Source organism: Prevotella communis (assembly GCF_022024175.1).
Classification (GTDB): domain Bacteria; phylum Bacteroidota; class Bacteroidia; order Bacteroidales; family Bacteroidaceae; genus Prevotella; species Prevotella communis.
Genome location: NZ_CP091794.1, coordinates 355,326 through 381,376 on the forward strand (window position 1 = coordinate 355,326; position 26,051 = coordinate 381,376).

A 26,051-nucleotide genomic window follows, 5' to 3' on the forward strand; every position below is an offset into this window, starting at 1 on the left:
TTATTCCTCCAATTTCTTAGCTTGTGTAACCAACTTGTAGCGGCTCTCATTGATGTCCTGCAATTCAGCGATGACCAATTTGACAGCACTGTAAGGAGTATCCTTGTCGGCCTTGATATTGATTTCGAGCTTAGCGCTTGAAACCTCGGTCTTCTCTGCGTCAGACAGATCGTTGTACCACTCTTTGTAGCCATTCTTCATAGCTTTTACCCAAAGCTGGAATTCACTCATCTTGTCTTCGCGATTCTGCAGACTATCGGTTGGAATACCTGTCACCTTCATCAGTTTGATCTGATCCTCGTGGCTCTTGCTCAGGAATTCGGGCATGCTCTTCACGGGAATACCAATCTGATTGAAGTTGATAATCTCTTGCTTCTGGTCTGGCGTGAGATTGGTCTCACGGTCCTTGAGCATCTGATCGAGTGCCTTCTGCATCGTCACCGTCTTGTCAGTGCTCATCAACACGCGGCCTTCGGGGTCGATCGTGATATCAAGAATGGCTGATGAAGATACCTTGGCCATGGTTGTAGAACCTGGCGTTATGACCTTCACCACCTCGTTCTTCGTGAAGTTTACTGACAACATAAAGAATGTCAGCAGCAGCACCATCACGTCCGACATAGGCGTCATGTCGATCCAGACATCGTTTTTCTTAATTTTTATCTTACCCATAGTAGTAAATTGATTAAAGGGTTAGACAAAATTAAGCCTCGTCTGCGTGTGTAGCGTTGTAGGTCTGAGCAAGTGAATAACCAATCTCGTCCAATGCAAACGAAATCTTATCGATGCGGTTGGTGAAGAAGTTATAAGATACAACGGCGAGCCATGATGTACCGATACCGAATGCGGTGTTGATCAGAGCCTCAGAAATACCGGTTGACAGCTCAACAGAGTCACCGCCACCACCTTGTGCCAGAGCCTGGAATGACTTGATCATACCAACCACAGTACCGAGCAGACCAGTCAGAGTACCCAGAGTAACGATGGTTGCAATCAGAGGAAGGTTCATTGTCAGAGTAGGCATCTCTACTGCGATAGCCTCCTCGTGAGCAGCCTGGATGCGAGCGATCTTCACTTCCTTCTTAACACCCTGAGCGGCGTCAGCCTCTTTGTAGGCAGTGATAGTAGCGCGAACCACGTTAGCTACAGAACCACCCTGCTGTGCGCAGTGCTGCAGAGCAGCGTCGAAGTTCAGAGCCTTCAGGTCAGCCTTGATCTTAGCCAGGAATGTAGCGAGCTTCTCCTTACCGATACACTTGCTCAGAGCGAATACGCGCTCGATAGCCATGAAGAGCACAGTAAGCAACAGTGTGTGGATCACAGGCACGATAACACCACCTTTATAGATAGTACCCCAGATGTTCAGAGGAGCACCAGCGGCGTCACCACCTTCGAAGTTAGCGGCCTGACCGAAGTTGAAGAAGAAGTTGCAGAATGCAATAGCTGCACAAAGTACGATTACCCAGATAGCATCCTTGATACCGACGCTACTAGTTTTTTTTGCTGCAGGAGCAGCGGCTTTCTGTGTTGTTGCCATAATTGTTTTGTTTTGTTTTTAAGTTATAAGAATTTATTAAATTGTAATTGTTCGATTAAGTATTATTTAGCCGACGAATGCCCATAGGCTATTAGCCTCTGGGCGCAATCACCTCGCAAAGGTAGCAAATAAATGCGTACTTCCGCTTTAATTAACTACATTTAACGCTTATTTTAAGGATTTTAGTGCCTCTCCTATACGGCGCATTGCCTCACGGATATTGTCGTCGCTGGTGGCATAACTCATGCGGAAGCAGTCGGGGTCACCGAAGGCATCACCTCCCACGGTAGCCACATGTCCTACTTCGAGCAGATACATGGCCAAATCTGTACTGTTCTCAATTTTCTGGCCGTCGGGCGTTGTCTTGCCATAGAAACTTGAGCATTTGGGGAACAGATAGAACGCGCCCTCGGGAACATTCACTTCCAGTCCGGGAATCTGCTTGGCAAGTTTCACGATGAGGTTGCGACGACGCTCAAAGGCCTGACGCATCTCTTCCACGCACTGCTGACTCTGTGTGTAGGCAAACTCTGCAGCCTTCTGGCTTACAGAGCAGGGACCACTGGTGTACTGGCCTTGCAGTTTGTTACAACCCTTTACAATCCACTCAGGACCGGCGATGTAGCCAATGCGCCAGCCGGTCATGGCATATGCCTTGCTGACACCGTTGACGATGATGGTGCGCTCCTTCATACCAGGGAACTGAGCGATAGACTCATGATGACCCACGTAGTTGATATGCTCATAGATCTCGTCAGCCAGGACGTACAGATCCTCGTGTTTTAATATAATGTTCGCGAGCGCACGCAATTCCTCTTTATTGTAAACCGAACCAGTTGGGTTGCTGGGTGAACAGAGAATCAGCAGTCTGGTCTTTGGGGTGATGGCAGCCTCCAGCTGTTCGGGAGTCATCTTGAAGTTCTGCTCGAAGGTTGCCTCTACAAATACAGGCGTACCACCAGCCAGCAGCGCCATCTGTGGATAGCTGACCCAGTAGGGAGCGGGTATGATGACTTCTTCGCCGGGGTTCACCAATGCCATTACGGTGTTGCAGACACTCTGCTTGGCACCATTACTTACCAGAATCTCGCTCATCTGATAGTCCAGTCCGTTCTCACGCTTCAACTTCTCTACGATAGCCTTACGCAGTTCGGGATAGCCTGGTACGGGCGAGTAGCGCGAAAAGTTTTCGTCTACGGCTCGTTTGGCAGCCTCCTTTATGTGGTCGGGCGTGTTGAAGTCGGGTTCTCCGACGCTCAAGTTAATCACGTCAATACCCTGAGCCTTCATCTCAGAGCTCTTTTGCGACATAGCCAGTGTAGCTGAAGGTGCAAGTCGCTGCAAACGGTTAGATAATTGTGCCATATGTTTTCAAAATGTTTCTTTCGGCGTGCAAAATTAATCAAAAAGTTTCTCTTCGCAAAGAAAAAAATTCTAATTTTTGTTTTTTATGCACTATCTCCTGCTATTTGTTAAGATGTTGTACATACTTCACCTGTTCTCCGTCTTTCTTGAGTGCGTCGGCAAATGACTGTGGGGTGATTTTGACTGCACCTTTCATCAATTCAGGGATATTGTAACTCTTCATGAACTGGCGGTGATAATCGGGATCGGCACAGGGCAATTCGAACGGTTTTCCTCCATGCCCGTTTTTATCGATGTGAGCAATGAACGGACGCGTGAAATTCCCATCGTCACGACGGCTGCTGAAGACCACCCAGCGACCGTTGCTTGACCATGAGTGATAGCTCTCCACGTCGGGCGAGTTGATTTCGTCCATGCAGCGAACCTTTCCATTGGCAAGATCCAGCATATACAGGTCAGCGTCCTTATGCCAGATATGGAATACTCCATATTTGCCCATTGTAAACATCAGATAACGGCCATCGGGTGAGACACGGGGCAGGGTGGTGCTCATGTCTAGGGTATCTGCACGGAACACCAGTTCGCGCGGCCCGAATGTCTTGGTTCCCAGGTCAAAACGCTTCCTGTAGATATTATATTTCACCTCCTTGAAGCGCTGAATGAGTTCTACGCCAGGTGACACCGTATCCTTGAACTCGAAATGTGCACTGCAGTAGTAGAGTGCCTTGCCGTCAGGAGCCCAGGTCGGGAACACCTCAAATTCTGTTGCTTCCTTTTCAATATTCGTCACCTCGTTGCGTTCCACGTCGTAGGCTATCAAGTCGCTCTCCGTGTCAAACACTTCAATCTTGTCTGGATTGGTGATGTGGAAGGTCTGCATCGTCTTGTTCGTGGAATAGACTATCAGCGGCAGCCATGGATGCCAGGCAGGATAGACACCGGCCGAAAGGATTGAGTCGGACGTCATGTTAATCTTACGTATCTTTCCGTCGTAGGCGATGACGGTTCCTCCCTGATACTGACGCGCATGAAACTGCATCCGCTCAGGGTTGTACTGCTGATAGCTATGGCAGTTGACACACTGTCCGTCTACGGGATTCTGACAGAGCATGTTATCGTAGATCACCTCCTCGTCATAGTTCTCCAGGCACCGTTGGTTGATGGTTAGCTCCTCGTAGGTAATATACGATGGCGCTATCAGTCGGTAACTGATATACGGGTCGATGGAGTCGGGAGATACATAGATGTCAAATGGCTTGAACTTAGTCCACTGACCATCCTTCTGGATATAAACCTCCACCTTGATGGCCTGTCCTTTCGCACATTCTGTAAGACGGTGCCAGTCGTCGAAGTCCGGTTGTACCTTTGTGCCTCCGCAGATAATCTCCTTGTCACCAGCAGTCAGTCGTGCCACGATGCCATCGCTTTTCCCGTCAGGTTCGAAGGTTAAAGGTGCGATGTTGATGGGTACCGTGACACCGGTGTAGTCGGGATAGATGGCCGGCGACTCCTCTGACTCGGCGTATGTGGTGGGTATCTGGTTGCCGCAGGCCGTCAGTGACAGTGCGACGATAATGATAGCAAACAGTTTCTTCATATCAAAAATAAGTAATATCCTTTAGGAAGAAGAATTCAAAATAATAGGTTGTACCGTATCTCTGGTACAGATAGTTGCGTACCTGCGCATTAGGTTTCCAGTTGCATTGCTGCATGACCTGTATGAAGCCGTGGAGATTTTCCTTCACGTCCTTGTTGACAGGCAGTTCTTCTGTGAATGACAGGTTCTCCATATTGCCAAAGAGGTAGGCTGCCTCCTGGAAGATACGTGGCACAGGCCTGTTGGGATGCATGTTGACATAATGTTCAAAGCGTGCCCAGAAATCAGCTGTGTTCCTGGTCCACATCGCAGCCAGCACAGCCTGTTCCTGGAAATAAGGTTCGTTGGCGTCTGTCTTTGAGAGCACCTCCATGAGGTTCTTCTCTACGAAACCGTCACCAGCGCTTTGCACATCAGGATAATGCATCATGTGTGTGATGGGCCCCGTCTCCATATCACTGGCCATCAGGTCAGGCCGGTTGATAAGACCCTCAAAGTGGTCGGCCCAGTCGCCATAATAACAGGTCTGCCTGAGCAGGTTCAGGAACTTCATCGTGGCCCGTGCTTCATTGTTGAACAGCGCATTCCTTGCCATATATTGCAACCGTTCTACGCTCCATCCATACTCTACGCCTTCTTCCATGCATATACGGTGGCACTCGTTCATCATGCCGTAATGATAGTATATCAGCCGTCCGGCCGTGTTATACATGAATACATGCAAAGGTGTGTTGGGCTTTTTCGATCCTTTAGGAAAGCTGTACATCATGTCGCACTGTAGTCCCAACCGGCTCAGCGCCAGGTTGTGCATCATCACAATAGCACGTGTGGGCTCCCCTTCCTGCTTCTTTCCCTCGTCAATCACGCCTTGCCAGTCGGCCTGTTCTATGCAGCGCTGCATGCGTAGCTCGTGGTGGTAGTTGTCGTCCTTATACCAGAAATGCCAGATGCAGGCGATGAGGGCGACTAGGAGCAGGGCTTGGAGGAGGATGGGTTTAATGGGCTTAGTGGGCTTAATGGGTTTTGTGGGGTTCAGGCGGACAACCGCCATGACGAGAAAGTACAACGCCAACAGATGGTACGGGATATAGTAGGCGTATAGCGTCTCTGTTTCTGTGAAGACGGGAAGTGCCGTCAGGTAGATATCGCTGATGTGAGTCTGATAGTACACATAGCGATAACAGGCCAGGGGGATGACGATGATGCTCAGTAGGGCAATGACAGACACGCAGATGTTTTCTTTTCTTGCGTTTGTCAGCCGCCATGTCCAAATCCCCATCAGCAAGGCTGTGGCCAGGGCATAGGCACCCATCAGGGGATAGCCTGTTGCCACGGTCAGCACGACAAGCCCCATGCGTAACCAAATGTTATGTGGCAGGATGCGGAACAGCCATAATAATGCCACGCCAACTGTGGTGCCGATGGTTGCCGAGAAAAAATACCCCTTCAGCTTCAGGATGTAAATCCAGTAGTCCAGACTCGTGTCGGCTATCAGCAGGAACCCCACCGGTATGAGCGTCAGCAGCATCCACCTGTCGGGTATCTGGAACGCTCGTTTCACCAGCCACATAAGCAGCCACCACCAGCCGCATAGCATCACGACGCCTATCCATGGATGGTAGAAAAACTGTGTAAAGAATGTGCCAAGATAGGAGAGCATACCACCTGACGTCACCATCATTTGCTTAAAGAACAGTGATGAACAGAGGAACAGGTTCTGTTGCTGTACCTTCCAAAGCAGGTCGGACTCAAAACACAGCAGGGCGCAAGCTATCAGTGATAGTGCGCCCAGCCATAGTGCTATCGGTATAATTTTTTTCATTTGGGTTAGTGTTATTGGTGTTTGGTCTTAGGTTTTCGTCAGCGTGGTGGACTACAGGTGTAGTGTGTGTCCCATGCGCTCTTGTTTTGTTCTCAGATAGCGGAGGTTGTATTCGTTCGGTGTTACCTCGATGGGCACATTCTCCGTGATTTCCAGTCCGTAGGCCTCCAGTCCTACGCGTTTCACGGGGTTGTTGGTCATCAGACGCATCTTGTGTACGCCTATGTGGCGCAACATCTGTGCACCGCAACCATAGTCGCGCTCATCAGCCTTGAATCCCAGACAGAGGTTGGCATCTACCGTGTCATAGCCTTCCTCCTGCAGTTTGTAGGCGGCCAACTTATTCATCAGTCCTATGCCGCGGCCTTCCTGCTGCATATATACGATGACACCCTTGCCCTCTTTCTCTATCTTCTGCATGGCCTTGTGGAGCTGTTCGCCACAATCGCAGCGTCGGCTTCCCAGGATGTCGCCCGTCATACATGAAGAATGTACGCGTACGAGGATGGGTTCATCCTCTTTCCATTCACCCTTTATCAGGGCGAAGTGTTCCTGTCCGTTGCTCTTCTGACGGAAGGGGATGATACGGAAATGACCGTATTCTGTAGGCATATCCACCTCTTCGCCCACCTCAATCAGTGACTCCTGCTGCAGGCGGTAGGCAATCAGGTCCTTGATGGTGATAATCTTCAGGTTGTGCTCCTGGGCAAAGGCCTGCAGCTCCGGCATACGGGCCATCGTACCATCATCATTCATGATTTCCATCAGTGCACCTGCGGGGTAGAGTCCTGCCAGACGGCACAGGTCTACTGCAGCCTCCGTGTGTCCACTCCTGCGCAGTACGCCGTTGTCCTGTGCATAAAGCGGGTTGATATGACCTGGACGTCCAAACGTCTGAGGGGTTGATGCAGGGTCGGCCAATGCCTGGATGGTAGCGGCGCGGTCGTGAGCCGACACACCGGTGGTACATCCTTCCAGCTTGTCCACCGTCACTGTGAAGGGCGTACCCAGCACAGAGGTGTTCTCACTGACCTGATGGGGCAGGTCCAGTTCCTCACTGCGACTGATTGTGATAGGTGCGCACAATACGCCACGTGCATATTTCAGCATGAAGTTCACCATCTCAGGTGTAATCTTCTCTGCGGCACAGATCAGGTCACCCTCGTTCTCGCGGTCTTCGTCGTCTACCACGATTACAAACTTACCATCACGAAAATCATCGATGGCCTCACTTATCTTGTTCAGCTTGAATGTCTCCATCATTTTGTTGTATTTCAAGTTTTGTATAATCTTTATAAGTCTCGTCCAGCAACTTGTCCTTTTGCTTGTCGGCCAGCTCCTGGATAATTGGCATCAACTTGTTGCTAGTATTGCTGATGTCGCGCAGGTCGCGGTACAGGCGCAGGCGGAAGCGTATCATGCGGCAATAGAAGAAGATACCCAGGGGCAGGAACAGACCGCTGACGATATTCAGCCATTTCTTTTCAAACGGACGCGTGTGTGCATGCGTGGCTATGATAGGATACTCGTTGAGTGTATATAGTACATGCTTGTCGCGTGCGTATCCCAGGTCCTCGATAGTCGTCTCCAGCACCTCGTTGATATGTTCTATCTCATGATCGTCACCGGCACGGAAGAATACCTTGATGGGTGACGGCCAGCGTAATAGCTTGTGTGTTTCCGAATAGATGGCGATATCCTCGTTGATAGTCTGGAGCATATTGGCATCCATGCGGTATTTCGGCTCCTCGATAATCACCTCCTTGCGTGTGATGTTGCGCTTCATGCGCAGACCCAGTATGCGCATGAGGAAGAGGCGGTAGGCGTCAATGTTGAAGACCGTAGAGTCGCGGTTGGCCTTATACGTGAAGAAGACTGCCAGCGGTGCCAGTACTACCGTGGATATGCTGCGCCCGAACCATACGGTCCAGTTGTCATCACGGGCCATACGCATGCCTGTCATATCCAATAGGTAGAATACCAGGAACACAATGACCGACACGATGACAGGCACACCCAGTCCGCCTTTTCGGATAATAGCTCCCAGTGGTGCACCGATAAAGAAGAAGATGATACATGAAAGTGCCAGGGTGAATTTCCCGATGGCCTCCAGCAGGTGCACACGCTCCAGGCGGTTCTGGTATTTTGCGTAGTCGCTCTTCATCTCCACATCGCTCAGTGCGTTTTGTGCCTGACGTGCGGCCTGTCGTGCCACTTCGCGTTGCTTGTCCTGGTTCATCTTCGCATAGACGCTGTCCATGACGGGGATGTCCTCGGCGGTCAGTGACTGGAGCTTAACCGAGTCCTGCGGGGTCAGCTCCTCTGTCCTGAAGGTATAGTTCCTGGCCTCCTCGAAGAAGGAACGTCCTATAGAATCGTTGGATAACTTGATAGAGTCCAGGTCGTGCAGGATGCGCATGACACTCTTCGCACTGGCATCATTTGTGAAGTTGCTGGCATCGGCCAGATTGAAATCACCGTCAAAGTCCAGCAGAATCTGTTTATGCCCGAATGACTCGCGGCGATAAGGCACCTCGGCCGTGCCACCCATATCCTGTGAGCGCATGTTCTCAAACCATTCGCCATTCCATAGCGTCAGCAGCAGGTGCTTTTTCTCCGCTGTAGACTGCAACATGCCTGAGTCGGCAAGGATAATGGTCTGATCCTCATACGAGCCTGTCTGACGGTAAATCATGATGCCGTACAGGTGGCCGGTTTTCAGGTCCTTCTTCTCAACGTATAGGTTTGAATTGGGAATTCCGTCGTAGAATGTACCTTCAGGAATCTCCAGTTCCGGACTCTTCTGTTTCATGGATACCAGCAGTTGCTTCAGCTGCATGTTGGCACTGGGCACCACGACGTTCTGGAAGTAGAATGAGATACCTGCGATGCAGAGTACAATGAAAATGAGTGAACGCATAGACTGCATCAGGGAGATGCCTGCCGCCTTAATGGCAGTCAGCTCACTGCTTTCGCCCAGGTTTCCGTAGGCAATCAGCGATGACAGCAGTATAGCCAGGGGGAAGGCCTGCGGCATCAGTCCCAGGGCCATATACCAAAAGAACTGTGCCAGGATTTCCATGGACAGTCCCTTTCCGATAAGTTCGTCAACATAACGCCATAGGAACTGCATCATCAGCACAAAGAGGCAAATGAAGAAGGTTCCTACGAAAAGCAGTCCAAACTGTTTCGCGATAAATATATCTAATTTCTTTATCCTAAACATAATTCAGGCTGCAAAGGTACTCATTTTTTTTGAGGTTTGGGGTTTGAGGTTTGAGATTTCTCGTGTACCTTGTTATTTTTTAACAATAAACCTCCGCTCGCTTGTTACCGGAGGGATACAAAAACCTTAAACCTCAAACCTTAATCCTTAAATCTTAAAATCCGCTCGACTGATGCAGTCGGTCTAGATTGTCGTCCCACAGTTCGTGCAGGTCTTCAATATCTTCTGCTGGGGCAAAGTCCACTACGCACAGACAAAGTTCTTCCGTCAGTTCGCTCTTGCCAATTCTCATTTCCCAATAAGCTTCCGGTTCTTCTTCGTCTACCCATTGCAGACGTATATGACTGTTTTTCTGTCGCTCTACTATGTTGGCACTTAGTGTGTGATGTTCACCGTAAGGACTGCCCCACGTCAGCTGCATCACGCCGTTGTTTTCTACAACGCGGTCGGCCAACCAACGCTCCAATCCATGATCTGTGCTCAGTAACTGCCAAAGCAGGTCGGGTTTTCCTGCGGCAAGGGGATATTCCAAGTTTAATCGTTGTTTCAGCATATCGTTACTGGTAAGTTTTTACTTTATCACAAGATTAGTTATTCGGGTACAAAAGTACAAAAAAAGACGGAAAAAACCGCCATAGATACGGAAAAAATACGTGTTGTTTCATAAAAAATGTTAAGTAGAAGAAAATTCTTAATTCTTAATTCTTAATTCTTAATTTTTAGCAGTACCTTTGCACCCGCTTACAAGCAGATGGCGGGATAGCTCAGCTGGTTAGAGCGCATGATTCATAATCATGAGGTCGCCGGTTCAATCCCGGCTCCCGCTACCGAAAGAGGCGAAATGCTGGATTGTGCCGAGGATACTTTCTCGGCATTTTTTTTTAAGGTATTAGTATTATGCAAGACATTAGGAACATTGCAATTATTGCACACGTAGACCACGGTAAGACAACACTGGTCGACAAAATGATGCTGGCAGGAAATCTTTTCCGTGAGGGACAGAACCTGAGCAACCAGGTACTTGACGCCAATGACCTGGAGCGCGAGCGCGGTATCACCATTCTTTCCAAGAACGTTTCTATCAATTGGAAAGGCACCAAAATCAATATCATCGATACTCCGGGACACAGCGACTTCGGTGGCGAGGTAGAGCGTGTACTTAATATGGCCGACGGCTGTCTGTTGCTCGTCGACGCTTTTGAGGGCCCCATGCCTCAGACCCGTTTCGTGCTGCAGAAGGCACTCCAGATTGGTCTGAAGCCTATCGTGGTGGTTAATAAGGTAGATAAGCCCAACTGCCGTCCTGAGGAGGTCTACGAGATGGTATTCGACCTGATGTTCTCGCTGAATGCTACCGAGGACCAGCTCGACTTCCCCGTTGTCTATGGCTCTGCCAAGAACGGATGGATGGGTGAGGACTACAACAACCCCACCACTGACATTACCTATCTTCTTGATAAGATTGTAGAGGTGATTCCTGCTCCTCAGAAGCTCGAGGGTACCCCTCAGATGCTGATCACCTCTCTCGACTATAGCTCTTACACAGGCCGTATCGCCGTGGGTCGCGTACATCGCGGCACCCTCAAGGACGGTATGCAGGTCACCATTGCCCATCGTGATGGTTCTATGGAGAAGACCAAGATTAGGGAGCTCCACACCTTTGATGGTATGGGTCACCAGCGCACTGACGAGGTTGAGTGCGGTGATATCTGTGCAGTAATCGGCCTGGAGAAGTTCGAGATTGGCGACACTATCTGCGACCTCGAGAATCCCGAGCCCCTGCCTCCTATTGCTATCGATGAGCCTACCATGTCTATGCTCTTCCAGATCAACGACTCTCCCTTCTTCGGTAAGGAGGGTAAGTTCGTTACCTCTCGTCATATCAACGACCGTCTGCAGAAAGAGCTTGAGAAGAACCTCGCCCTCCATGTAGAGCAGTTCGAGGACTCTACCGACAAGTGGATTGTCAGTGGCCGTGGTGTGCTCCATCTCTCTGTGCTTATCGAGACCATGCGTCGCGAGGGCTACGAGCTGCAGGTTGGCCAGCCCCAGGTTATCTATAAGGAGATTGACGGTGTGAAGAACGAGCCTATCGAGGAACTCACCATCAACGTGCCCGAGGAGTTCGCTTCCAAGATGATTGATATGGTTACCCGCCGTAAGGGTGAGATGACCTCTATGGAGGCTCAGGGCGAGCGCACCAATATCGAGTTCGATATCCCCTCACGTGGTATCATCGGTCTGCGCACCAATGTGCTGACCGCTTCTCAGGGTGAGGCTATCATGGCCCACCGTTTCAAGGAGTATCAGCCCTATAAGGGAGATATCGAGCGCCGTGCCAACGGTTCTATGATTGCCCTTGAGACCGGTAATGCCTTTGCCTACGCTATTGATAAGTTGCAGGACCGTGGTAAGTTCTTCATCGATCCAGGTGAGGATGTCTATATGGGTCAGGTTGTAGGTGAACATGTTCACGACAACGACCTCGTGGTCAATGTCTGCAAGGCTAAGCAGCTTACCAACGTGCGTGCCTCTGGTACCGATGATAAAGCCCGTATCATCCCGAAGGTGATTATGTCACTGGAAGAGTGCCTTGAGTATATCAAGGAAGACGAGCTGGTAGAGGTTACGCCCAAGTCTATGCGTATCCGTAAGGCCATCCTCGACCACGACCAGCGCAAGAAGGCCAACAAGAATTAATACACATTGTTTTTCGTATATAAATGATAAAGGCTCCCGAAGATTCGTCTTGGGAGCCTTTTCTTGTATATGGTATGTAGTTCGTTTTTATTGATTCTTCATTTCCTGGAAATCAGAAGGTGTCATGCCAGTCTCCTTTTTAAACACCGTCTGGAAATAGCTGCGGTCACTGAATCCGCAATGCTGTGCCACCGTCTCATTGTTCCAGTCAGGATGCTCGCATAGCATACGCTTGGCCTCTTCGATGCGCAGGCTGGTTATCCAACCGGCATAGGTGAGTCCCTGCTGTTTGACCCATGCAGAGAGCTGGTATTGCGGTATACCGATGGCTTCGGCGGTAGTAGGCAACTTCATTCCTATCTGCAGGTATCCGCCATTATTAATCCATTTCGTGATTAGTTGGGCACTGAAGTCGGCTTGGTCGGTGTCCTCCTCCTTTTCATCTTCACTCTCCTCAGCCTCCTGCATTCGTTTAGGAGCCGAACTGACCACATAGTTTGAGAAACTGTCTACCAGGTAGAATATTCCCGCAAAGAACAGGATGCCGAATATGGCCAGTCCTTTACTCTCCACAAAGATGAGCAGTGGCACCATCAAGGCCAGTACCATCAGCACCAGGATGCTGAGCTGCATCCATAGCAGCATGCCGTCCATATCGCGGTCGTAGTAGTTCTGCAAGGTATTGCGCATAGAGCGCAGGTTCTTCAGGTGTCGCCAACTGTAATGGCCCTGTAGCAACAGGTATAGCACGGATGACGCTACCTCCGCCCAGTGCAGTTCCGGTGTGTCGCTGAATAGCGGCTGTCCGTCAATATAGGCGGCAGTGCCTATCAGCAGCAGTGCGATGAGCCATACGATGCCTCCCAGCCATCTATCCAGTGTGCTGACATGACCTCTGCGCTGCAGGAAGAGTATTGACAGTGAGATATTCCAACTGCAGGGGATGAACAATAACAGGTTGACCATCACTGCCTGGGTCACACCCATGGCGCGCAATCCTAATGTATATTGCAACAGGAACTGAATATCCAGTAAAACGATACCGGCAGTCATCAGCCAGCGTGCATTTCCCACCACAGGATTCACTCCCACCTTCTTTGGCAGGAGCAGCAGCTTCAGCGCAAGTAGCGTCAGCAATACGACGGCAGAAAATTGCATCAATTCCATTTCGGAGTGCAAAATTACGAAAAAATGCGGAAAAACGACGATTTAGGTGTTAAAATTCGCGGAATTTAAACACCTTATTGTGGAATTTCTAACACCATTGTGGAATTTTTAACACCTTCTTTTATATAAAAACATTACTTTTGCAGCCGAAAAATGGAATTAGTCAACCATAAACTTTAATGGCACACGAGTTATACCATATTGTTCTTCTGATGGCAGCCGGCATCAATTTCCTGATAGCCTTCGTGCTGCTGTATAATAATATCTGGTACCGCAATTATGGTGTTTACTGTCGTGCGCGTATGCTGGTAGCCCTTTGCTACGTCATCTTTGCCATCGGTTTTGCCATGCATGCCTATTTCGAGTGGCGCACCTCATGGCCGGCAGCTGCCTCTGCCCTTTCAGTCAGTTATTTCCATATCGGCGGTGTCCTCTTCGGATGGAGCCACACCTCACTGATGCGTCCCGACTATCTCAAGAAGAAAGTCGTCCTTCGCGACCTCACCATCCTCCTGGTCGGTCTCGCATCCTATTGGACAGCGGTAGCAAATTATTCACTTTTCGTTATCCACTTTTCCTTTATCATTTTCTTCGCTCATGCCAGTTATATTGCTTTCATTTTCTACCGCACCTATTTCCTTGTACGGCGCAACCTGATAAGCATGCCAGCCGATGAAATGGCGCCAAAATGGTGGACACCCGAAGCCAAGCGTACCGTACTCAGCGGTCACCACTCGTTTGTGATATCCTGCCATCTCATCGTACTTTTTGGGCTTGGCGGGATAGTGGTCACCGCCGTATTCCCTCACCAAATAACCCCCTATACCGTGTTGCTCTGCATGGGCATCGCGGTCTATTGCTATATATTCTACTCCCTGTCGGAGTATGGCAATGTGATCGATGCGGCCACCTATGCCACAGAAGATGCCGAGAAGCTATGAATAAAGAATAAACAATAATAATGATGAAACAAAACAGATTCTTTACCTTCCGTGTGTTGCTTGCCTGTCTGCCACTGCTTTTGTGTGGCATTCAGGCACACGCCTCTTCCAGAACGGTCAGACCTTCGTACAGAAGATGACCCGATAACGCAAAGGGCTTTATAGTCCAAAAGGTCCTTTAAGTCCGTAGACCAAATAGAATCCTAAGAAAAAAGAAACTCCGCAGACCAAGACGATCTGCGGAGTTTTTTATTTCTTTTTCTCCAGTCTCTCCTTAGCCCTGTGGTAGGCCAGGTACGACGTGAAGCCACTGGCTTCCGCTGCCGCCTCCGTCGTGGCCAGCGGGTTCTCCTTCATATACGCGTCATACTGCTTCAGGCGCAGCGTGTTCACATAGTCCGAGAAGCCACCGAAACGATCCGACAGCACCCCGGAAACATACGAACGGCCGTAGCTGCAATGCTCCACCACATGCTCCAGCTTCAGGTGCGCATCCATATAGCCCTTGTCCTTCTCCACGAACTGCACTATCTCCTCGGCTATCTTCCTCGTACGCTCCTCTACCAGCTCGTCGTGCTCCTCATCATGCTCCTCGTCCTCCTCTGAGAGCGACAGGATCACTACACGTCGCCATGCAGGCATCACATTAATCAGCAGGATGATATTCAGGACTGCCAGCACCAGGTTCGCCACAATCATCACATCGGGCGAGTCTGTGATAAAGCTCACCCAGAGCCATGGTGTGAACAGTACCGGGGCCAGCCACACACGATGGGCATAGTCTGCAGGGAAGTCCTCAGGGTTAGAGTAGTTCTGGTCGCGCGTCTCCTTCATCCATTTCCATATCTGGACCATGGCCATGACGGCATATCCCATCATCAGGATGCTCACCGCCACGATGACACTGCCCCATATCTTAGCACAGCTTCCTTTCAGCATACCCCCCGGAATCCATGCATCCAGTACCAGCGGCACCATGGCCACCATGGTGATAGCACCGGCAAGCGTGCTGACCTTCTTCCATTCATTCCATTGCTTCACCGAACCGAAGAAACAAAACAGCAGTGCGCCGCAATAGAAATAATAGGTACAGGGGAAGTACGACTTCCACAGCATCCATGCCGACTCGCTCCCGGGATTCAGCACATAGGGTAGCAAACAGGTGCCCAGCAGATAGAAAAAAACTTGCATCTTCCTGTCTGGCCAAATATAACTATGACGCTCCTTTGGTGCCCTGCAAGTGTGAAACCATCTCACACCAGCAAACACCCAGCAAGTCACCAAATAGGCCGTTGCCGACACGCCATACCAGTAGAAATTATCTGTACACATCATATCAGAGTGCAAAATTACGGAAAATCAAACACTTTCACGAAAATTTAACACCAAATTTTTCGGTACAGTGTACAATTTGATAGGTATTTGTATCATTTGATACCTTTTTTTTCCCCAATTCATCGTACTTTTGCACCCGTGAATGAGCAACCATAAACCTTAACCCTTTTTGGTAGAGCTACGACCACGACCTTAATTTTTTAAATATATATATTCAGATGTTTAATTATTTACAAACAAAAGCTTCAATGCGAGTAGTGATGACATTCCTGCTCGCATTGCTCGCGTCCGTGGGGACGTGGGCAACAGGAGGTACGCCTGCTGGTAGTGGAACTAGCAGCGACCCCTATGTGATTGCTGATGCCGACGACTGGACAACCTTCGTTGGCTGGATTAACAACAGTAATGGCACTTATGGCAGTAAGTGCTACAAACTGGGTGCCGACATCACCATCTCTTCGATGGCGGGAACCAGCTCTTACAAGTTTATGGGTACCTTCGATGGCTGTGGCCATACGATGACACTCGACAACTTATCTTCTTCTGGCGAGTTCTGTGCTCCATTCCGTTATGTCGATGGTGCAACCATTAAGCGCCTCCACACTACAGGAACGGTCGTTGCAGGTTCTAATACTTCCGATGACAAGTACCGCACCGGTCTTGTTGGTGAAAGCAAAGGTACTACCACTATTAGCAACTGCTGGAGCAGCGTCACCATTACTAGCGAAATCGCTGGTGATGGTACTCACGGTGGATTCGTAGGTGTTGTCAATGGTGGCACACTTACCCTTAACAATTGTCTTTTCGATGGTACTATCTCTGGTGCTGATACCTATGCCAATGGAGGTTTTGTGGGTTGGACAGGTAATTATACTACCAACATCAACAACTGTTTGATGGCAGGAACCATCAACACCGACACCCAGAATGGCGCTACCTTTATGCGTGGTAGTAATAATAATGCGAGATTCAATATTATAGTTAATAACAGCTATTATGTAAAAGCCTACGGTACTGTTCAGGGTACAGCCGTTGGCGATATGACCAATACCCAATTGCAGGCTGCTCTTGGAAGTAACTGGGAAATCAGTGGCAACAAGGTTGTGCCCATCATTGACATCAGGAACCTCACTACAGGCAGCATTGAATGTCCTAATTTCTATCCTTACACCGGCTCAGAGATTGCAGTGACACCTATCGTTAAGGATGCGGAAGGCAACACTGTTGCTGCCGAGAACTATGGTGTAGTTTTCTCGCCCAGCCCCGTACAGGCTTCTGGCAATTACACCATGATGGTGACAGGTAATGCCAACGGCTACAGCGGCACACTGACCCACAGTTTCCGTGTGGGTCTTCAGCTGAGTGGTGCAGGTACCGAGGCTGAGCCTTACACCATTGCTACCACTGCTGACTGGAATAAGTTTGCCGAGATTGTTAACGAGGGTTACAACTATGAGGGCGAGTTCGTGAAACTCACAGCAGATATCGACAACGTTACGACGATGGTCGGTCTGCGCGAGGACGGCGGCGACCAGCTGTTTGACGCTCCTTTCAAGGGAACCTTCGACGGTGACAACCATACTCTGACTGCCGCTATCGTCAGCGCAGCAACAGGCACTGGCGTCAACGAACAGGGAGTGGCTCCGTTCCACTATATCAAGCATGCTACCATCAAAAACCTGACGGTAGCCGGCTTCATCACTTCCGACAGCCAGTATACCGGCGGTCTGGTAGGCTGGGCTGGTAGCGGCTCCTCTAGCGAGAAAAACACCATCACCGACTGTGTGGTGACGGCCACCCTCACCATTGGTGCCAACTATGCTGGTGGCTTGGTGGGTAACGTTCAGATTTCTGACAATAACAACTACACCTATTTTACCAACTGCGTCTTTGCAGGTAAGATTCAGAGCAGCACCTCTGAGCAGCGTATGGCAGGCGCGATGTTCGGCTATGGCAATGCCTACACCTACACCACCAACTGTCTGGAGAATGGTACCTACGCTAACCTCAGTCTGATGAACCCCAGAGGTGCATACGGCTCTTATCAGAACAGCTATGTCACAAGTCTCTATTATGTCAATAAGATTGGCACCGTTTCTTTTATTTCGGACGACTATGGTTGTCATCAGGTGGTGACGGCCATTCCTGCTAAGGACATCTATCTTACGCGCACCATCAAGGACTATACTGTCTATCAGCCTGCTATCCTCAGCGACCTGAAGGATACCTATGCCTACAATAACGGCGAGGCCATCAGCGTCAACTACAAGCTGAAAATGGGAAAAACCACGATGACGAAGGACACTGACTACGAGGTGGCTATTTCTCCTGCTGCTCCTGCAGCTCTTGGCAACTACACCATCACCTTCACTGCTAAGAATGGCAATGAAGCTGGATACACCGGCTCTATCACCCGTTCATTCCGCGTGATGGTAGGTGAGAGTCTCGATGGCTATGTGTTTGCTACTGAAGGTGAGGACGACGACAAGGTCTATCTCATTAACGACGAGAGCGACCTGGAGCGTCTGGCTGCCTATGTCAACAGTGGTCATGAGTGTGTTGGTATGACCTTCAAACTGAGTGACGACATCACCATGACGGCAGCGCATACCGCCATCGGTGGATACTATGACAATAGATATATATATTTCCGTGGCACCTTCGATGGTAACAAAAGGAAAATTAGCAACCTGACTATCAAGAAACCATTTGAAAAAAATCAGGGTTTGTTCGGAATGCTCGGTCAAAACGCTCTGGTGAAGGACGTTATCGTCGATGCTTACGATATTACAGGTCAGAATTTTGTCGGTGCCATCGCGGGATATGCAAACGCTTCCTCAAGCAATCGTGCCACCATCCAGAACTGCCACGCTAGCGGTAAGAGCGTCGGCTCCGTCACCGATGCCGAATACCATGGCGGTATTGTAGGCTATGGCTATTGTGTGGACATCACCGGTTGTACTTCACAAGGTTCGATTTCCACCACTTCCGGCAGCCCGAATTACGGTGGTATTATTGGTTATGCATCCGATGTCAGTGTCACTTCTTGTGAGAATGCCGCCAATATTACTGGCGAGGGCAAATATCATGGTGGCATTGTGGGTTATGAGAATCATTCTGCCAACCGTTTCAGTCTATGTCTGAATACGGGTTCTGTCGAGGGTAGCAATAGCAGGGGTGGTATTGCTGGATATTTCAATAATTCTAACAACTATACCAACTGCTATTATGCATCTCCTTGCACGGTGAAGGCCCTCAATGAATCTAACCACAGTGGTCACGCAGAGCGTGGATATATAATTACTGCAGGCGACCATGTCGGTAGTATCAGCGCTGCTGAGGAAGGCGTGGTAGAGAGCGTACTGACAGGAAAGAAATATTATAAGAAAGGTGACTGGACGCTGACGCTGACACCCGATCTGACTGATGTATCTTTCGTTAGCTATGCTTGTGAGGGCGGTACGCTGACCAATCTGACAACCGTTGGCGGTGAGCACAAGCTGAGCATTACCGACCAGGACGTCACTATCTCAGCCATCGTTAGCAACAACAGCGGTGTGGACATGAGCACCGTTGAGATTGCAACCATCCCCGATCAGCGTTGGAAGGGCGTAGCTATCACTCCAGAACTGACAGTGACCAACGGCGGCACACCTCTTGTAGAGGGTACTGACTACATCGTAGAGGCCACTGACAACACCGTTGTTGGTACGGCAACGCTGACACTGAAAGGTATCAACGGCTATAAGGGCACAACGACGAGGACCTTCAACATTGTGGACTTCCCGCTCTTAGATCCGGAAAAAGCCAACAGTGAGAGCAATCCTTACCTCATAGCTGACGAGGAAGACCTGCAGGCATTGGCCAGCATCGTGAACAGCGGTGCCCGCTATAACGGCTATTACAAGCAGAAAGAAAACATCACCCTGACGAAGGAACACACAGCCATCGGTAATGGCAATTGCAGCTTCCAGGGCAACTACGATGGTGACAACAAGACCATCAGTGGTCTGTATATCAACAAACCCGATGGAGAGTATCAGGGATTATTTGGATCTGTTACTTATTGCTATTCTACCGCTATCAAAAATGTAGTCGTCGTTGATTGCGATATCACTGCAAAAAAATATGTTGGTGGCGTATGTGGATATTTAACCTACACAGGGATGTCTAATTGTCGTGTTAGCGGAGCCATTAAGACTGCCGACAATGTAAATGGACAGTACCATGGAGGTATCGTTGGTTACTCATCTTCGTATTCCATCTTAGACTGTATCAACTTAGCTAGCATAACGGGCAACGGTACAATGAGTGAGAAATATGGCGGTGTTTGTGGATACAAGCAATTTGACAAAATTGCGAATTGCTTCAATGCAGGAGAGGTGACAGGTACGAGTTATGTGGGTTCTGTTATCGGACAGTATTACAGCAGTACGCTCACTGCCAACTACCACACTGTATCTACTACTGGTGGCGTAGGTGCCCAGAACGTAGGCACAGGTACTGATCAATCTGGTGCAGAAATCGTATTTACTGTCACTGCAGGTGAGAATACACAGGTAACGCTGCCTGAAACTCCTGCTATGGTATATAATGAAACGAACTATTATAAGAATGGTACAGAGGTTACGTTGAACTACAACATGCCTGCAGGCAAGTTCTTCGATCAGTACACGGTATCCAATGGTTCTATCACCTATCCTTATGTCATTGATGGTAAGCATATTCTGTCAGGTGTTACCGACAATGTAACCATTTCGGGTTCATATACTGACAAGATGGATGTTGCAAGTAATGCCGTTAACGTTCGTTGTGGAATTATTCCTTATACTGGTGATGAGATCACTGTTTCACCTGTTGTGACGCGTCTTGGCGAGACACTGGTTCAGAGCACTGACTACACCGTTGCAACTACTCCTGCCGTTGTCAAGGATGCTGGTGAATACACGCTGACTATCACTGGTAAGGGTGACTACACGGGTACTAAGCAGACAACCTTCTATGTGAAGGAGGCTATCATCATCCAGAACGCTGAGGAATGGGCTACCTTTGCTGAAAATGTCAACAACGGTACAGGCAATGATGACTATTACAAGCTGGCAGACAACTTTGACAACACAGAAGCTGCAGTAACCGCAACAGTAGGTACACAGGAGCATCCGTTCACAGGTCTCTTCGATGGTAACGGCAAGACGCTGAACGTCAACATTAACGAGACCAGCACACAGGGTACAGCTCCGTTCCGTGAGATTGCCGGTGCAACCATCAAGAACCTCACCGTCAACGGTAGCGTCACCGGTACTACTCATGCAGCAGGTCTGGTAGGCTTCACACGCTCAGGTGTCAACTACATTGAAAACTGCGTGGTGAACACGAATGTTACCTGTGCGACCGGTTCTAACCATCACATCGGTGGTGTAGTAGGTCATGGCGCCCAGTCTACTGTCAATATCAGCAATACAGCTTATACCGGTGTTCTGTATAACAGCCAGAACTATGCCGGTGGCCTGCTTGGTTGGAGCGATGGTGGTAAGCTGAAGATCACTAACTGTCTGGTAACAGCCAGCAAGAGTGGTAACGGTAAGTTCCATCCTATTGCTATTAAGAACAATGGTGCCGTGATGGAAGTAAACGTCGATGGTGCGTTCTACACCAACGATGCGACACTGACCGATGCTAACTATATTGCAGCAACGGGAACAAAGGCTTATGCTGGTGCTCAGACGGCATTCTGTAAGAAGGAGTGGACTCTTAACGAGACGGACTACTACTCTAAGAAGGTTGTGGTTATTGGTAATGTAGCCGATCTCATAGAGCACACTGGTTCTGCCATTACTTTGGCACCGACCGTTACCTACGAAGGCGCAGTATTGACTGCCAACACCGACTTCACCTTCGCAACCGATCCTGCACCCGTAAAGGAAAAAGGCGAATACACGCTGACCATTACGGGTAAGGACAACTACGCCGGTTCACAGACCTTGAAGTTCAACGTGGTAGATGGCGTCTTGAACGGTGAGGGTACTGAGACAGATCCGTATGTCATCGCTTCTGATGAAGACTGGAGTAAGTTCGCTGGCAACATCACCAGTGGTGATTATAACTATAGTGGCAAGTTTGTCAAGATGACTGACGACATTACCGTCAGTACCATGGCTGGTAACAGTGAGGCAAACAGCTTCCAGGGAACCTTCCTTGGCACAGCAGGTAAGACCATGACGCTTAACCTGACAGGAGCTGCCGACGACTGCGCACCCTTCGGTTATCTGAAGAACGCTACAGTCAAGGATCTGACCATTGCTGGTACTGTTACCACAGGATATAAATATGGCGCAAGTATCGCAGCTCATAACTATGGTACTACCCATATCCAGAACTGCATAAGTACAGCGTCGATTTTCAGCACCTTCGATACTTCTAAAGACGGTATTCGTGGCGGTTTCGTAGCTCTGAACGAGAGTTCTGCTAAGCTGTATTTCAACAACTGTGCCTTCAAGGGAAAACTGCTTGGAGCCAATGGAGCCAATGCTACATCTAATGGCGGTTTCGTTGGATATTGCAGCGGAACCAGTGGTACCCAAATCACGTATACTGACTGTCTGTTCGCTCCTGCAGAGATTACTATGAGCACCAATAGTAGTGCTACCTTCAATCGCAATGGTATGAACTCGTTTACGCGTACTTACTACCTGACTCCATTCGGCTCAACTCAAGGCAAACAGGCGTTCGCTGCTGAGGATGTTCCTACAACAGGTCTCTTCGGTCAGATTACAGCAGCCGATGGCAATACTTACTATGTGGAGGGTTCTTTTAACGGCATCGACGATAGTTATGTTTATTCGGGCAATGCTATCAGCATCAATCCTACCTACGCTATCTCTAATGAGAGCGTATCATTTGTCAAGGATGCTGACTATGAGGTGACTATCACCAAGGACGGCAATCCTGTCACTGAGGTGAAGGGGATTGGTGACTATGTATTTACCTTTACCGCTAAGGATGGTGGAAAGTGCAAGGGCTCTTACACCAAGAATGTCAATGTCTATGCTGCAGTGCCAACCAACTTTATATGTTCAGAGTTAACTGCTTCAACTGCCACATTGACTTGGAGCGACAACTATGCTGCTAATTGGACTGTTGAACTCAGTGAAAGCAGCGACTTCTCTTCTATTCTTGATACCAAGAATGTAACAGAAAAGACTGTAACGTTCGATGGCCTGACGGTTGATGTCGATTACTATGCTCGTGTTAAGGCCATTTATGATGAGGTGAGCAGTGAGTGGAGCCCAACAATCTGTATCCAGCCTACAACTAAGCATGTCATTGGCTCAGGTACTGGCACAGATGTAAATTTGCCTAGCAGTAATTGGTATAATTATTCTTTGACCCAGCAGATTTATACTGCTGCTGAGATGGGACAGGCGGGTACTGTTATGAATATCGACTTCTACAATGCAGGTGGGGAAAACCGCACTCGTAAGTATGTTGTCTATATGGTGAATACCAGCAAGGAAAGTTTCAGTGGCAGCAAAGACTGGATCAATGTTATGGAAGAAGGTGTTGAGAAGGTGTTCGATGGCGATGTGACCTTCGCTCATGGTCAGTGGAGCACTATCACACTCGATACACCATTCTACTATGACAACACGAAGAACCTGGCTATCATCATCGATGATAATACGGGCTCTTACACAAGTAACACTCCGTTCCGTGTATTCTCATCAGAAAGTACAACTAGCCAGGCTATCTATGCGTACAATGATAATGAGAACTACGATCCGACGAAACCGACAACTTACAATGGTACAGTCACGTCAGTAAAGAACCAGTTGCGTATCCGCATTGATGAGAAAATTGAGCTGACTGACAACGCCACCGACAATAGCGCGAAGATTCTTGCAAACGACGGAAAGACTACTAATGTCGCTCTCAAAGACCGCACACTCTATAAGGACGGTGAGTGGAACACTATCTGTCTGCCCTTCAACGTGACGTTGGCAGGTTCTCCTCTGGAGGGTGCTACGGCTAAGACACTGACTGATGCTTCTGTAACAGGTACTACCGTTCATCTGACCTTCGGCGATGCCGTTAGTGAGTTGGTGGCTGGTACGCCTTACATCATCAAGTGGGATGCCGCTGCAGAGAATATCGTGGAGCCCGTGTTTAGAGGTGTTACCATCGACAAGACGGAACGCAACATTGCCTTCGACGGTGACTGTGTGAAGTTCATTGGCTACTACGATGCATTCCCCATCACGCCAGCTAACTCTGACATCTTCTACATGACGGTAGGCAATAAGCTGAAGTATACTGGTGTTGCTCGTACGCTGAACGCTTGTCGCGCTTACTTCCAGTTCGATGAGCATGTAGTGGCTGCTCGTGAGTTTGTTCTCGACTTCGGTGATAGCCAGACTACTGGCATCATGAGTGTGGATGCTGATTCTAAGGTTGATAACATCTATGACCTGGGCGGTCGTAAGATGAACAACAACAGCCACTTGAAGAAGGGTCTGTACATCCAGAATGGTAAAAAGACTGTTATTAAGTAAACAAAAAAAAACAATGAAAAAGAAAGCATATATCACACCAGATTTACTGGTTGTCAATGTAGCTCCTCAGTTGATGCAAACGATGAGCGGAGGCGGTTCTCAATCGGGCGACCCGACAACGGGAGGTCAAGACGACAGTTCCGGTACTGAAACTAACCGTTCTCGTTCCAACAGTTGGGATGACGAGGAAGAAGACTACGACTTCTAATTAATGTTGAAACCCTGATTCGCACCGCGGATCAGGGTTTCTTCTTGTTTATGGCCTCGTGATTCCTTTCCAATTTCATTCTAAGGAGTATAGGAGGGAAGGAGTGGCGGCGTAAACGCTGCAGAAATAACGTCTACGGACTTTAGGGACTCTAAGGACCGTGGCGCCAGCGCCACCTATGCAGGAAGAGTCCTAAAGGTCCTTTAAGTCCGTAGAAATAAAAAAAGAGGTACCCTTAGTAGGAATATCGGGAAAAAAGTGTTATCTTTGAGCTTTGCTCGAAGATAGGCTGCATCTCGGAAATACAAAGAAAAACGAGTTCTCCTTTGGTATTTCGCTCGATTTGCACTATCTTTGTCGCCAGAAACAATAAATATTGAGATTATGAGCATCGACACTTACAAGCTTACCAGCACGGAGGAACCTACCGACGAGGTGCTCTCGCAACTGATGCGTGAGGCTGCCGAGGAGGCACGCGAGACGAATGCAGAGGCGACACAACGCTATTTCGAAGAACTGAGGCGTGCAGCCGCAAACATCAGATAGCCATGAGCCAGACTGCACACCGCCCCGTACTCATCGTGATTGCCGGCCCCAACGGGTCTGGTAAGACCACGATTACCTCGAAGATCCTCAAGCACGAATGGCTGGAGAATGCACTTTACATCAATCCCGATCAGGTGGCGCAGGACCGCTTTGGCGACTGGAACTCGCCCGAAGCCGTGCTCCAGGCCGCACAGTACTGCGAGAAGCAGCGTGAGGAGTGCTTGCGAAGCCAGCAGAGCCTGATATTCGAGACAGTGCTTTCCAGCGATGGCAAGGTTGACTTTATTCGTCGCGTCCACGAGGCTGGTTACTTCATTCGCATCTTCTTCGTGTCAACTAACCACCCGTCAATCAATTCTTCGCGCATTGCTCGCCGAGTGATGAAGGGCGGTCATGACGTGCCGATCCCGAAAATTATCTCGCGCTACCAGAAGTCGATACTTAACTGCAAACGCGTGGCGGCCATTGCCGACCGCGTGTATGTCTATGATAATTCCGTGGATGACGTCGAGGCCCGTCTGCTGTTCCGCATGACCGACGGCAAGCCATTCAAGCGCTACACCGACGACATCCCCCTCTGGGCACAGAACATCATAGGCTAAGCCCCGACTTTATGTACCGTGGCGCCAGCGCTACCTATGGTGGCAAAAGTCCTAAAGGTCCTTTAAGTCCGTAGACTAGAAAAAATACTCCGTGGATGAAATAATGTCTACGGACTTTAGGGACGGTGGCGCCAGCGCCTGTAGACATTGGGGAGGTCAGACGATTCTGGTTGACGGTCTCTTTGATATAGGGGTAGGCAAATAATTTGTTCATTGCAGTTGACTTTTGGTTCTTGTTCTGTTGTGATGCAAAGGTACAACATTGGGGTACCGCCATTCGTGCACAACGTGCGTTTCGATGCGATAAAATGCACTAAAAATGAAAACCACTGATTTTGAGGTCCTAGTTCAGTGACTTTGAGGTCGGAAATCAGTGATTTAGACATCGTAAACCTATGGTTTAGAACCTCTAAGTCCCTGTTTTCCGACCCCTTAACCTATTGTTTTCCGAAAATG

At 49.1% G+C, this 26,051-nt stretch carries 16 protein-coding genes and 1 tRNA gene; 7 read left to right on the plus strand and 10 right to left on the minus strand.

The window, feature by feature from the left end; genetic code table 11:
- The 8 genes from L6466_RS01365 to L6466_RS01400 form a co-directional block, all read right to left on the minus strand.
- On the minus strand, window positions 1–672 hold the full coding sequence (locus tag L6466_RS01365) for an ExbD/TolR family protein (protein WP_091813714.1): 672 nt from the start codon (window positions 670–672) through the stop codon (window positions 1–3).
- A gap of 31 nt (window positions 673–703) precedes the next feature.
- Complete coding sequence (locus L6466_RS01370) at window positions 704–1,537, minus strand: MotA/TolQ/ExbB proton channel family protein (protein ID WP_091813717.1); 834 nt, start codon at window positions 1,535–1,537, stop codon at window positions 704–706.
- 168 nt (window positions 1,538–1,705) lie between these two features.
- Window positions 1,706–2,902: a pyridoxal phosphate-dependent aminotransferase gene (locus L6466_RS01375; RefSeq protein WP_237802296.1), complete on the minus strand. Its 1,197-nt coding sequence runs from the start codon at window positions 2,900–2,902 to the stop codon at window positions 1,706–1,708.
- Between the two features lie 100 nt (window positions 2,903–3,002).
- Window positions 3,003–4,499, minus strand: coding sequence for a TolB family protein (locus tag L6466_RS01380; protein ID WP_091813723.1), 1,497 nt, complete (start codon window positions 4,497–4,499; stop codon window positions 3,003–3,005).
- Between the two features lies 1 nt (window position 4,500).
- Window positions 4,501–6,321: a DUF6057 family protein gene (locus L6466_RS01385; RefSeq protein ID WP_237802295.1), complete on the minus strand. Its 1,821-nt coding sequence runs from the start codon at window positions 6,319–6,321 to the stop codon at window positions 4,501–4,503.
- Window positions 6,322–6,372: 51 nt separating this feature from the next.
- Window positions 6,373–7,581 (minus strand): bifunctional 3,4-dihydroxy-2-butanone-4-phosphate synthase/GTP cyclohydrolase II, encoded by a 1,209-nt coding sequence (locus L6466_RS01390; protein ID WP_237796683.1) that lies wholly within the window; start codon window positions 7,579–7,581, stop codon window positions 6,373–6,375.
- A complete protein-coding gene (locus L6466_RS01395; protein WP_091813729.1) occupies window positions 7,550–9,547 on the minus strand; it encodes an LptF/LptG family permease in 1,998 nt (665 codons plus the stop codon). The genes L6466_RS01390 and L6466_RS01395 overlap by 32 nt, the downstream gene beginning before the upstream one ends.
- Window positions 9,548–9,701: 154 nt before the next feature.
- Window positions 9,702–10,100, minus strand: a complete 399-nt coding sequence (locus L6466_RS01400) for an START-like domain-containing protein (protein WP_143005811.1) — start codon at window positions 10,098–10,100, stop codon at window positions 9,702–9,704.
- A 200-nt stretch (window positions 10,101–10,300) separates the two neighbouring features.
- On the opposite strand from L6466_RS01400, the gene L6466_RS01405 reads away from it, so the two are divergent.
- Window positions 10,301–10,374 (plus strand) — tRNA-Met (locus L6466_RS01405).
- 70 nt (window positions 10,375–10,444) lie between these two features.
- Window positions 10,445–12,247 (plus strand): translational GTPase TypA, encoded by a 1,803-nt coding sequence (typA, locus tag L6466_RS01410; RefSeq protein ID WP_091813734.1) that lies wholly within the window; start codon window positions 10,445–10,447, stop codon window positions 12,245–12,247.
- Window positions 12,248–12,334: 87 nt separating this feature from the next.
- Here typA and L6466_RS01415 read toward each other — a convergent pair whose 3' ends face one another.
- Entirely contained in the window at window positions 12,335–13,414 is a 1,080-nt protein-coding gene (locus tag L6466_RS01415) for an AraC family transcriptional regulator (RefSeq protein WP_091854794.1), read from the minus strand.
- Window positions 13,415–13,593: 179 nt separating this feature from the next.
- Here L6466_RS01415 and L6466_RS01420 point away from each other — a divergent pair, with 179 nt between their 5' ends.
- Window positions 13,594–14,355: a hypothetical protein gene (locus tag L6466_RS01420; protein ID WP_237793589.1), complete on the plus strand. Its 762-nt coding sequence runs from the start codon at window positions 13,594–13,596 to the stop codon at window positions 14,353–14,355.
- Between the two features lie 249 nt (window positions 14,356–14,604).
- Here the strand turns inward: L6466_RS01420 and L6466_RS01425 are convergent, their stop codons facing one another.
- Window positions 14,605–15,690: an AraC family transcriptional regulator gene (locus L6466_RS01425; RefSeq protein ID WP_237793588.1), complete on the minus strand. Its 1,086-nt coding sequence runs from the start codon at window positions 15,688–15,690 to the stop codon at window positions 14,605–14,607.
- Between the two features lie 248 nt (window positions 15,691–15,938).
- On the opposite strand from L6466_RS01425, the gene L6466_RS01430 reads away from it, so the two are divergent.
- From L6466_RS01430 to L6466_RS01445, 4 genes are all read left to right on the plus strand, one after another.
- On the plus strand, window positions 15,939–24,239 hold the full coding sequence (locus L6466_RS01430; RefSeq protein WP_237793587.1) for a fibronectin type III domain-containing protein: 8,301 nt from the start codon (window positions 15,939–15,941) through the stop codon (window positions 24,237–24,239).
- A gap of 13 nt (window positions 24,240–24,252) precedes the next feature.
- A complete protein-coding gene (locus L6466_RS01435; RefSeq protein WP_237793586.1) occupies window positions 24,253–24,447 on the plus strand; it encodes a hypothetical protein in 195 nt (64 codons plus the stop codon).
- 384 nt (window positions 24,448–24,831) lie between these two features.
- Window positions 24,832–24,993: a hypothetical protein gene (locus L6466_RS01440; RefSeq protein ID WP_176756932.1), complete on the plus strand. Its 162-nt coding sequence runs from the start codon at window positions 24,832–24,834 to the stop codon at window positions 24,991–24,993.
- Window positions 24,994–24,995: 2 nt separating this feature from the next.
- On the plus strand, window positions 24,996–25,595 hold the full coding sequence (locus tag L6466_RS01445) for an ATPase (RefSeq protein WP_237793585.1): 600 nt from the start codon (window positions 24,996–24,998) through the stop codon (window positions 25,593–25,595).
- Window positions 25,596–26,051: the final 456 nt, after the last annotated feature.